This window comes from Paenibacillus sp. CF384 (assembly GCF_900106745.1).
Classification (GTDB): domain Bacteria; phylum Bacillota; class Bacilli; order Paenibacillales; family Paenibacillaceae; genus Paenibacillus_Z.
The window spans coordinates 31,390-43,041 of the sequence record NZ_FNNV01000031.1 but is presented as its reverse complement, the minus strand read 5'-3'; the positions used below and the strand labels follow the sequence as shown (position 1 = coordinate 43,041).

General features: G+C 50.7%; 6 protein-coding genes. 3 read left to right on the top strand and 3 right to left on the bottom strand.

The window, feature by feature from the left end; all coding sequences use genetic code 11:
- Positions 1-131: 131 nt before the first annotated feature.
- Entirely contained in the window at positions 132-7,595 is a 7,464-nt protein-coding gene (locus tag BLW29_RS30025) for an immunoglobulin-like domain-containing protein (RefSeq protein ID WP_090986620.1), read from the bottom strand.
- Positions 7,596-8,020: 425 nt separating this feature from the next.
- Between BLW29_RS30025 and BLW29_RS30020 the strand changes: the two genes are divergently transcribed.
- Positions 8,021-8,422 carry a VOC family protein gene (locus BLW29_RS30020; protein WP_090986618.1) on the top strand — a complete coding sequence of 134 codons (402 nt, stop codon included), beginning with the start codon at positions 8,021-8,023 and terminating at the stop codon, positions 8,420-8,422.
- 65 nt (positions 8,423-8,487) lie between these two features.
- Here BLW29_RS30020 and BLW29_RS30015 read toward each other — a convergent pair whose 3' ends face one another.
- Positions 8,488-8,988, bottom strand: coding sequence for a Gmad2 immunoglobulin-like domain-containing protein (locus BLW29_RS30015; RefSeq protein ID WP_090986616.1), 501 nt, complete (start codon positions 8,986-8,988; stop codon positions 8,488-8,490).
- 158 nt (positions 8,989-9,146) lie between these two features.
- On the opposite strand from BLW29_RS30015, the gene BLW29_RS30010 reads away from it, so the two are divergent.
- Positions 9,147-9,671 (top strand): hypothetical protein, encoded by a 525-nt coding sequence (locus BLW29_RS30010; RefSeq protein ID WP_090986614.1) that lies wholly within the window; start codon positions 9,147-9,149, stop codon positions 9,669-9,671.
- 67 nt (positions 9,672-9,738) lie between these two features.
- Positions 9,739-10,470, top strand: coding sequence for a WecB/TagA/CpsF family glycosyltransferase (locus BLW29_RS30005; protein WP_090986612.1), 732 nt, complete (start codon positions 9,739-9,741; stop codon positions 10,468-10,470).
- Positions 10,471-11,125: 655 nt separating this feature from the next.
- Here the strand turns inward: BLW29_RS30005 and BLW29_RS30000 are convergent.
- A complete protein-coding gene (locus BLW29_RS30000) occupies positions 11,126-11,632 on the bottom strand; it encodes a ferritin (protein WP_090986628.1) in 507 nt (168 codons plus the stop codon).
- Positions 11,633-11,652 lie beyond the last annotated feature (20 nt).

Sequence of the window (11,652 nt, the reverse complement as noted above, 5' to 3'; positions counted from 1 at the left end):
TTGTTATTTGTTACTTATATTATACTATATTAACGCGGTGTCGTGTTAAATTATGAGGATATAACAAAGGCTGTCGAGACTTTCTCGACAGCCTGGGGATGCCACTATCAATAGTGGCATCCCTTTATTCATTAATGAATCGTAATGAGATTGTACATCACTTGCGCTGCTTCTGCGCGGGTCGTAATGCCTTTCGGATCGAACTTGCCTTCTCCGCGACCGTTGATCAGCTTCAGCGATGCTGCTGCGTCAACATAGTCGGCAGCCCAAGCGGATACTGCGGACGCATCGGTGAATGAAGCTTCAGCACCTTTCGCTGGCTCGCTTCCCTTCATGACTGCGTATGCGCGCATCAGCATGGTCGCCATTTCTTCGCGCGTAATTTGCGCGCTTGGAGCGAATGCCGTGCTGCTCTTGCCGCTAACGATGCCGGCTTTAACCGCGATGGATACCGCTCGCGCATACCAGGCATCAGCTGCCACGTCCTTGAAGGTCGTGTCCCCAGCCGCAGTTAATTTTAACGCCTTCACGAGCATTGCCGTGAATTCAGCGCGTGTCACATTGCGGTTTGGCGTGAACATCGTCGGGCTTGTACCGTTAATGATTTGTTTCGCTGCCAACGATTGAATCACCTTGGCTGCCCAATGGCTGCTCGAAACATCAGTAAACGTCTTTGTAACTTCCAGAACCGCGTATTTGCTGAAGTGAGAAATTTCCGCTACCAGCTCGCCGTTCTCGAGCGTTCCGCCGATATATTCAAGCTTGCCATCACCGGAAACGTAGAAAATGCCCGTATTATCCAGATTTGCAGATGCATCGACCTTCAAACGAATCGTGATCGGTTCATTGAATGTCGAAAGCGTAGCAAGCTTCTTGCCGGTTGCATCCGTTACGGACAGTTCGAGTTCATAAACGCCGCCGACTGCCTTCACATCTGCATAAGATGCTGTGCTGCTCGCTTTCTCAAGCGCTTCTTTCTCAGTGTCAGACAGGGCACTCAGTTTCAGTGAGATCTGACCGTTCTTCAGTTCTTCTGCAGTCAGCTTGCCAGTGAGTGCCTCAAGCAGTGCGGAAGGGATCTCCAGCGTTACATTGCCGGTATTCACTTCAAGCTTGTTATCAGCTAGAAGGTCGGCCGCGTTCGCAGGCAGTTTCACTTCACTTGTGTTAGCAGGCACTTCGATGGATACAACGCCGTCAGAAGGATTACTCAGCTTGCCCGGATCAATAACTACCGAGTGTTCCTCACCGGCATTGTCCGTTCCGCCGCCGATGAAACCACCATCACTAGATGACGGAGCTGCTAGAACGACAAGATGGAATGCGGTTGTGTGAACTAATATTTTGTATTTCGTCGTTGTTGCCGAGAGTGTAACCTCCACGTCCTGGTTGGAGCGGTGAACGGTACCATTGCTCTCAACGACCGACTCATTGCTGGATGTCCAAGTAATTTCGGAGCCGTCTGGAGCAACGGTCGGTAAATAAAGGTTAGCCGTGACAGCGTTTTGGCTGTCATTGCCGCCTTTAATCATATTCCATACGAGTGCCACTTCTTGATCCAGGCTTCTGACATAGAAACCAAAATCGACATACATGTAGTAGTTGCCTAAAGTGAGGTAAGCGGCTACGGGAACATAAGCATTGAGGTCCGCGGGTCTGGTTACAGTACCATCCGGCGCGACGATCTCTTCATGCTCGGACAACCATTCAATTTGAATGCCGTCTTCTCCGTACGTAGTCGGGAAGTTTAGATTGCTTGTTACAAACAGCTCTGAAGCATTCTCGCCAAGTAAATCGGAAACCTTCAGCGATTTCGCTGCACGGAGCAGAAGCGTTTTCTCTTTGTTCTTGGTATCGCATAGAACAGTGAGATTAAACGTCGTCTTGGATGTGCTGTCGCCTTTGGTTACAGTGGCAACCAGGTCAACGTTTGCATCGCCTTCGTCAAACAGCGGTATAAATACGCGCCCTTGATTCGTAATAAACCTCGGTTTATTCGATGCCCATGTAATCGTAGATCCGTTCGAGCCATGCGTTGGCAGGCTCAGTACCGAAGATACGTCAGCTTCGGTTTCATTGTCCCCGCGAATGACGTCCCATGTAACACTTGCAGCATCATCTGCGGTTGCAAGCTCATCTGTAGCTGCTGCCGCCAAAACAGTCAGATTAAAGACTCTCTCTGCTGTTGCCGTACCCATTGTTGCCGTAGCCGTAAGCTTTACGGCCTGCTCAGCTGCAGGTCTCGTTACTTGTCCGGTTTCATTGATGACGTTCGGGTTATCGCTGCTCCAAGTAATCTTGGCGTGGTTACCCGGATCGGAGGTAGGCAATGAAAGATTCGTGCTCACATGCGCCTCATCGACGTTAGCGCCGTTCAGCATATCCCAAGTGAGATTGTTTACCGCTTGTGCCGCTTGGAATTGGTCTGCGCTTTCCTCGCCGCCCATCTTGTAAACAACTAGGTTCAAGATGGAAGTATAATAACCGGAAAACACTTTGCCATCCATTGCCAGTCCACTTTCAATGCCTAAGAAGTTTCCTCCGTGCTGAAGATCGTCGATCGTAATGCTGAAACGATGCTCGCCAGCAGGCTGCATGAAACTATCAGGGAACTTTAAATCCTGATCAAACTTTGTTTCTACCCAGTTGTCATCAAACAGACTCTTGTAACTAGGTAAGCCTTTGATGCTTCTTCTGTAATCCTGCAAGGATGCAGCAAAATCATAACCCAATGCATTATCCGCAAACACGGTGCCTGTAATTGTAATGGAGTCGCCTGTTGTATAGAACGACGCGGTACCGGTTGCGTCCGTAATGACATTGTCGAGCTCAACTCGAGGTTGCTCCGAGTTCTTGTGTACCGGGATCTTGATCGTTGTCTTATTGCCCATATAGTCGATCATCGTGAATGGAAGCTCGCTATCCCCTTGAGGAATGCTGCCTGGGTCTGTATAACCGCTCTGCTGGTAGTAGAACGTATAGCTGCCGGCAGGTTCTCCATAACCGCTTGGTTCCGCGTTATAGTAGAGTCTACTATTGTATGGAACGGAGCTAAGCGGCGGGTAGTAAGCACCTGTCGCCGGTAGCGCCTGTTCATTGCCAAGGAGTACGATTGGCACTAAATTGCGATCGAACTGATCAGATGATCCGTTATTAGCATAAGCCGGTAATACATATCCGGATACAAGAGGATCCATATTATCTAGATGGAAACTTCCATCTTCCCATAGTCCTCCGGGATTAATGACAAACTCCGGTGTATTGTCTTTCGCGTACTGGACAGCTTGAATCGGGATTGTTGCTGTTCCACCTGCGCCGTCATTGGTCACCTGTACCACATTGCCTGCAAGATCAACTGTGACGTTAATCGTGATGCTGCTCGTGTTGCCCAAGAAATCGGTGGCCTTGACAACCAGTACATGCTCACCGGCGTTCAAAACGACCGGATATCGGAAGTCTTCCTCGACTGTTGAAGCACGTAGTATGCTTCCCATGGATTCCGATGAGTTGCCGTCTACTGCAACCTCAAGCTTGTAGCCTCTGGAGTTTGCGACTGTGTCTTGCGCAACGGTATCCAGCATAAGCGAGATGATATCCGGCTTGTCCGTATCCACGTATGCGCTCGTTTGAGTCAAATCCGCACTCATCTCCGTATTCAGTTTAACTGTCGGTGCTTGAGTATCCACGTAAGTATGAATGCCTGTATAAGCGCTGCCGGTGAGGTCGGAAATGCCGCTAACCGTTTCAGCAGCTTCCCACACACTACCATCCTCTAGGCAAGCAAAGAAGGTGATATAGTGGCCATCCGGCAAATTGGAAGGAATAGTTACATGTCCGGTGATGGGAAATTTCGAAATGTCTGCTCCAACCTTTGTCTCCCATGTTGCGGAGTCGTCGATCGTAGCTCCGACCTTCGTAAGCGTGCCGCTATCTTCAAGCTTGTAAAGGACCTGCTTAACGGATGCCAGGCTTGTGCCAAATGCATCGAAGCTCAGGGTGAACTGATCGCCCGGTTGCACATTCGCATTCCAGTAACCGCTTGGAAGCGAGTCATTGATGGTGGTCGTATATTCGTCGACAAAAAGGCCTTTGCTGCTCGAATTATCGATTACGATATTCACGAAATCGCCCTCGTTGCCAACACTGTCGATTGGAGCTAGGGTAACGACATTGAGACCGTTAATCAACCCCGGTACTTCCAACTGGTAAGAGCCATCCGGGTTATGAACTACCATTGATTTGTAATCATCCCATGGCTCGGAACCGTTGAGCGCTAAGAATATGTTCGCATTTGTGCTGCCGGAAACCTCGTCATCTACCGTCCAGCGGAGGGTGTAGTTTCCATTATCTGCAACTTCAGGATGGGTAGATTCATCATACTCCGGATTTTTGATCACATTGATCGTAGGAGCTTGCGTGTCTTTATACATCGGCATATAAATTGTCGGCTGCGGCTTGGCATTCGGAATATCTGCCGTTGCCGTAACGGCGAAGTAGTACTGTCCGTCCGGCGACTCAATGCCTAAATTCCGCCCGCCCCAAATTGTTCCATCGACGAGCGTGTACGGGTTTCCGCCTGAGTATGGATCCATCTTTACTTGCCACTCTTCATTCGCCAGGTGCGTGACTAAATTGTGGTCCTCATCGACAACGTCTACATTTATAGTCCGCGCATCCCGCAGCATAGTAAGGACTGGGAATGGAACCATGCCAAGACGCGGATTGAATACATAATATTTGTCGCCTAGTGCGATCTCTTCCGCTGTATCCGGTAGGTCATAAAAGAATTGGTACGGACCGGATTGGAATCCCATTTGCGTTCCGAGACCGGATTCCGCCCATACATGATGGGTGTCTTCCCAGACCGGCGCATCAATGATGCTTGGTTCGTCCCAGTCGCCGAAGAAACCGTTATACGGTACATTGAGCGTAGGCAGCGTGCTGTCAGTCGGTGTCAAATAAACATAGCCTTCCACGAAGATATTGTTCATTGTGGAAGCATCCAGATTCAGTGTCACAACGACTTGCTTCGTGGAATTCGCCGGAACTGTAATTTGATTATGATCAAACGTAAGCTCTGCCTCTTCCATATAGCGGCTGCGGATGTTATCCGAATGGGTTAGCATCGAATTATGCAGGTAATCCGTCATAATCGTGCCGTTCACCGTATACGCGGTTTCTTTGTCAGTCATATTCTTCGCAGTCAGCGTAAAGGTAGCGGTTCTGCCGATTTCCTTCAGGCTGACGCTTCCTTTGCCGTCTGCTCCGGCTACGACAACAGGCGTTTGAACAGCCAGATCAGGGCGGATCATGCCTGCGCCTTGTCTTCTAGGCTGGTACTCCGTGTTGTAATCAGGGCGTGAAGCCGAATTCTCTTCGTTGACATAATCCCGTTTGGTCGGAACCGATGTGTTCATAATCAGGTTTTTGACCAATTGAGCAAAAGCCCGATTTCCGGTAGGAACGCCGCGCTCTTTGAGCGCTTGCATCACATCTGCCACGGCTCCTGAGACATAAGGTGCTGCCATGGAAGTACCGTCTTCTTTTTCGTAGGCGTTGTTTACGTTCGGGTCAGAGGTTCTAACAGAAGACAAGATTGCATGGCCAGGCGCCATAACCTCAGGCTTCAAGAGCAGGTCGCTTGTCGTTCCCCACGATGTGAAGTCGGTTGGCTGACCCGGGTTGGATTCATCGAAAGCGGATCCGATCTCTTCGGAAGCGATCGAGATCTGAATGGATGGCAGCGGAGCGGGCTCCTCGCTGCCGCCTGGAACTTCGATGCCGATATCCAGCGGTCCGATATCGATGCCGCCACCGCCGCCACCGACTTCGATGTTTGCCAGAATGGCTTCTTTCAATTTCATCCCGTCTTCATAACTGATGAAAGAGAAAGGAATGATGCCAAAGCCTTGCGGTGGAGGTGCAAGCTTGTCCGGAGAGGAGTTATAGACGATAATGCCTGCTGCTCCGGCTTCTTCGGCGTGCTTTACCTTCTCGATGAAGGAGATTGCGCCTCGTTTAACGAGCATGACTTTGCCAGTTACATCGACACCTTCATAATCGGATGGCGTGCCAAATCCGATTTCGTAGCCTTGCCAGTCATAATCTGCCGGAAAGGCAGCTAATTCATAGGTCTGGCCTGCGGTAATATGCCAGTCGTCGATGCCTTCGCCGAACACGGAGCCGGCTACATCAGCGCTTTGGAATTCATAGGTGTGCTTCTCCACGATATTATTCGCGGCTGCAACCGTGAAGGAATCCGGATAAACGCCCGGATTACCTACTTTATTCAAGTCCGGATTCTCGCCGAGCTTCAAATGGGCGCCAAGCTCGCCACGATCCGCATAGGCATTGGATGCGTTGCCGGCAGAGACGACAACGACATGTCCCGCATCCGTTGCGTTGCGGATAGCAATGCCCATCGGATCTTTAGGATCGCGCGTGTCAAAGGAGGAAGCGGAGCCTAAGCTCATATTAATAACATCTGCTCCAACGGATGAAGCATGATCAATCCCTTTAATAATGTCTTCTGTCAATGCGCCTGGCTGAATGTCGGAGAATACTTTCTCGGCCACGAGCTGTGCTTCGGGTGCCACGCCTCTAAGGACAGCGCTTGAACCGGCAGCGGTACCTGCTACATGGACGCCGTGGCTGCTCGGTGACAGCATGGTATCCTCCATGTGCGGAATAACATCGTCCGTTTGGTCTGCCCAGTTGTAGCCTGCGACAACCTTGTCGGAGTATTTGCCCGTACCTTTGGCAAACCTTGCCTTGCTCATATCATGAGGAGCTGGGAATGCTTCATGGGTGTAATCAATCCCGGTGTCCAGAATTGCGATGAGCATGCCTTCGCCTTTGTAACCGGAATCCTGGCCAACGGCTGCTCCGCTCCAAACGTTCTCGATGCCCGTCAGCTCATGCTCCTGATTAGTGACTTCCGCCGGATAGTATTTCTGCTGCAGCGTAACGGCAGCGACATTCGGCATCTTCTTGATCGCTTCGATGCTGCTGTACTTGATGTTGTCGACGCTGAAGCCTTTGAACACATTCTGGTACTCATGCTTGAAGGATAGTCCATTGCCGCTCTTCGCTTTACTGCCGGCCAACGTGCTCATAATTTTGCTTTGCGTAGTATCGATTTCGTTCTGAATGGCCGTCTTACCGGCAGTCAGCGATTGTTGACTCACGCCAACTTTTCCTTGTGCTGCAAGTTGGGATACGGTCTGGCCTTTCAGTTGGACAATTACCGATACGAGTTCATCGGGGTTATGCGCAGCAGCTTCAGCCGGAACTTTCTGAAGCGATTCAAGCTCTTTCTTCCGGTCTTCTTCCATAGCAGCGGACAGATTCTGTTTTGCTTTTTCCTTCAACCCTTGCAGCTGTTCAGGTGTAAGTTTGGGCTGGGCTGGAGCTTTCCCATCGGGGTTTTTGACTATGATCCCTTTGGGAAGCTCCGGCGCGCTTGCCGGTTTGTTCGGATTCGTTGAAAATGTCGGTTGATCCGCGGCTGCATATGCCAATGGCATATTGGTCATGACGAGACAAGCCAAAGAGACGGATACGACCGATTTCGTCATCCTTTTTGATCTTTTCATCGAGGTGCTCCTTTAATTGTAGTGTTTAGCCAATTGAGCTTTTACGCCTAATTCGACGATCTACCTGAATTGTAGCGGAACGCCTAATGTCCATGTATGGGGGGATTTCGGCAATAAAAAGAAGGGGTTGTTTATGAATTAAAGTAAGGAGCCAACACTTAGTGGAACCTAATAGAGCCGTAACCAGGCGGTGTGCGGAGAATTTTGAAAAGAAAGGGTGCTATCGATTTCCTAATACAATTAGGGGGAATTTTAGAGACGAAGCAGAGATAGTTAATAGATTGCGTTTGTTTGGAAAAATATTGTTATTATGATTCGGTTATGACGAGTCTGAAGCCGGATTTACGAATGAAGGCTTGTTTTGTTACACTTTATGGTAACAATGAAAGGAGTAACTATTGATAAACGGAGGAGGAGATGATTCGATGACAAAGCTTCGTCCGTACCTCTATTGCGAGGATGCGAAAGATCAGGCGAATTTCTATATGGAGGCACTTGGCGGCGAAATTATAAGTCAGCAAACGTACGGTGAGATGATGCCGGGCACATCCGAGGATGACAAAGACAGGGTCATGCATTTGGTACTGCAGGCGGCGGGCCTTCTTTTCTATATGGCCGATGCTGGACCGATCCATCGCGGCAATGGGATTGACCTCACCTTGGAGTTCGAGACCGAGGAAGAAGCGGAGGATGCCTTCAACAATCTGTCTGGGAACGGCGGCGCCATCATCATGCCGTTTGAGCGGATGTTCTGGGGGAGCATGTTTGGTCGAATCGAGGATAAGTATGGCGTCCGCTGGCAAATTGCCACACAGCCGGGCCATTAAGAAAGAGAGCCGTTCAAGACATGCGTATAGGCGCAGTCTTAAACGGCTCTCTTTTATCAGATTAGCTAGTTATCAAGGTCCACTAAGCCGTCCTCGAATTTATAGGCCAGACTGAGCTTGTGAATATGAGAGCCGTCCTTTGCGCTTGATTCGTAGATCGTCAGCACGCCTGTCGGGCTGGTAGGGGCTCTCGTGAGAGTAACGTTGAACTCAAAATCTCCCCATTCCGGCGCTCCCTGATCAGCCGTGACATTCCCCTCGGCAAGCACGTTGTGTCCATCCTCGAATGAATAACGGAAAGCCGCCTCGAAGACGCGGGCCTGCCCTTTCACTTTAAAAGATTTGCCGACGACGGTTCCTTCGGCCGGCTCATAGACTTTGAAGGCTTCATTACTGGCTGCGACCTTTGGTGACTCCGAACGGCCGTCGGAGGTTATCGTGGTTGCTTCTTTGGCGGGCGGTTGTCCGCCTGCAGCTGAGCTCGGCTTATAGAAGTCCTGTTTTCCGAAACCCGCAGCCATCCATAGAGCCGCGAGAGTCGCTAGCAGCAGAGATTTCAGGTTCATTACGAATCATCTACTTTCTGTGGGAGCATGAAATGGAATATTTTCACGCTGCCATCCTTGTTGTGCTTCTTAATTTATTATACGCTTGAAGAAACAGCTTGAATCAGTCGTTCAGGCAGTACGGCGAATAATCATATAAGCGAGGAGAGTGCGCATTCATGTTTGAATGGCGGCGATTGCTTCGATTTAACAGATACATAAGGGGAAATGGGCAAGAAGAGATCGACTACCAGTGGCCTACCGCCAAGCTCCCTTTCATCAGCATTCGGACAAGCGTAGGCAAAGGCAAACCTAAAGTCGCCATTGGCGTTATCGCACTTGGCGATGTGGCCGTTGGGCTGGTAGCCGGCGGGGCGGTCTCGGTCGGGCTCATTTCGGTAGGTGCCGTGTCGGTGGGCTGGCTCCTCGCGCTTGGCGCAGTGGCCATGTCCGGCGGACTGTCTGCCGGGGCAGTCGCTATCGGGGAGCTGGCGATCGGGGCGGTTGGCATCGGGCAATCTGCTGTCGGTGCGGTCGCAATCGGGCAGAATGCGCTCGGAGCTGTAGCTATCGGACAGCATGTTCTTGGCGCAGTTGCGATTGGTGAGCGAGTCTACGGAATCGTGGCGATCGGCGAGCACGGATTCGGCCTTGTGCCGATCGTGGGCGATTTTATCAGATGGGTAGCCGGGCTGTTCCGCTAGGTTTCAACCGATTTCGGCTTTGTGCTACAATAAAAGACAGCATGAGTGTATATGAGGAAGGTGTAGGATGAATACAGTCAATATATTAGGCGTTCCGTTCTCGAAGCGGACGCTCTCGGATACGGTGGCGCTCGTTCAATCCCAAATCGCGGGGAAGGATCAGCCGTTATTTCATCTCATTACAGCTAATCCGGAGATTGTCATGGCTGCACGTTCGGAGAAGCAGCTCCAGGCGATTGTGGACGAAGCGGATATCATTACGCCCGACGGCATCGGAGTAGTGCTTGCCGCGAAGTGGCAGGGTGAACATATCCCGGAACGTGTAACGGGCTATGATTTGCTGATTCGGTTGTTCGAGGAAGCGAAGCAGCATCGCTTCTCACTTTATGTCGTTGGAGCGGACGAGCAAACCAACGCGAAAGCGGCGGAAATCATCGCGGGTAAATACCCGGGCGTCACGATTGTCGGCAGACATAACGGCTTCTTCAAGGACGGGCAGGAAGAAGCGCTTGTTGCCGATATCGGACAGAAGCGCCCGGACGTGCTGATCGTAGCGCTCGGCGCACCTAATGCGGAGCGCTGGATTTACAAGCATAAGAGCCGCCTGCATGCGAAGGTTGCCTTCGGCGTTGGAGGCAGCTTGGATGTCATCGCGGGCAAGGTCAAACGCGCCCCGGTAATCTGGCAGAAGCTGAACGTCGAGTGGTTGTACCGACTGCTCAAGCAGCCGTCACGCTGGCGCCGCCAGCTCGTGCTGCCGAGGTTCGCCGTGACGATACTGACTAACCGTCGCCGATAGTAAGCGTTAGAAGCTGGAGCCGTCTCATAAGTCGCATCGCGACTGTTGGGGCGGCTTTCGCTATGTGTAGGCATGCAGGGAGAGCGTAAAAGGTAAGGGAAAGTGTCATGGAGTAATGCAGGGCGAGCGCAAAAGGTAGCGGAAATGTGTGGTGGAGCCTTGGTAGAGGATGCGAAATGAATGCAACTGAGGGAGTGTCCACCAAATGTTGCAGGTTGTGCAACAATCCGAGCGTTAAATTGATCAAAAGGCTGAGATGTTGCAGAAAATGCAACATTTCGAAGCGATTAACGAGAAAACGAGCCGTTTCTGAGAACAATGTTGCAAAAAATGCAGCATTTTTTAGTTTAGGTCTGTATTCGGTAGAGAATGTTGCATAAAAGGCAACTTTGACGTACCATTTAACACCTTCGAACGTGGCTGTCGATAGTAGGTGGTCATAGGGTAACAAGAGTTTGGTAGGTGGCGGGTATTTTCTGGATAGCAGATGGTAGTCGGGCAACGTATAGTTATCGATAGCAGATGGCCGGCAGGTGACAAGTGCTAGATGTCAGAGAACCGCCGCCTCATGCGGCTGTATAGGCAACGGCTAGCAGCCGCGCACAAAAAAATGGCTGACCCGGGAACTCCCGGTTCAGCCATTCTCTCCCGACAACTAAGCCGTAGTCGGTGGAACGAATGTGCGCTGTGCAAACTCGCTGTCCAGCATGAAGAAGGCATTGCTGTCGGTGTCGATACGCTTCAGCTTGTTGATGATGCTGTCGAACATCGACTCTTCCTCTACCTGCTCATCGATGAACCACTTCAGGAACTGGAGCGTTGCATGCTCGCGATCATTCATCGCAAGGTCAGACAAGTGGTAAATCCGCTTGGTGACTTCCTGCTCATGCTGGTAAGCATGTTGGAAAGCATCGAGGATGGAGCTATATTCATTGTTAGGTGTGCTCATGCCGACCAGGGTGACGCGTTTCCCGCGATCGTTCAAATACTTGTACATTTTCATCGCGTGGAAGCGTTCTTCTTCGGCTTGAACAATAAAGAAATTCGCAAAACCGTCGAGGCTTTCTCCGGAACAGTAAGCGGCAATTGCCAAGTACACGTGCGCGGAATAAAACTCGAAATTCAATTGATCGTTCAAAGCTTGGCTGAGTGTATCGTTCATCATCGGCCGCACCTCCCTTT

Excerpts from the sequence above, each read along its gene's own strand:
- BLW29_RS30025 (WP_090986620.1), bottom strand. The coding sequence starts at position 7,595 with ATGAAAAGATCAAAAAGGATGACGAAATCGGTCGTATCCGTCTCTTTG.
- BLW29_RS30020 (WP_090986618.1), top strand. The coding sequence starts at position 8,021 with ATGACAAAGCTTCGTCCGTACCTCTATTGCGAGGATGCGAAAGATCAG.
- BLW29_RS30015 (WP_090986616.1), bottom strand. The coding sequence starts at position 8,988 with ATGAACCTGAAATCTCTGCTGCTAGCGACTCTCGCGGCTCTATGGATG.
- BLW29_RS30010 (WP_090986614.1), top strand. The coding sequence starts at position 9,147 with ATGTTTGAATGGCGGCGATTGCTTCGATTTAACAGATACATAAGGGGA.
- BLW29_RS30005 (WP_090986612.1), top strand. The coding sequence starts at position 9,739 with ATGAATACAGTCAATATATTAGGCGTTCCGTTCTCGAAGCGGACGCTC.
- BLW29_RS30000 (WP_090986628.1), bottom strand. The coding sequence starts at position 11,632 with ATGAACGATACACTCAGCCAAGCTTTGAACGATCAATTGAATTTCGAG.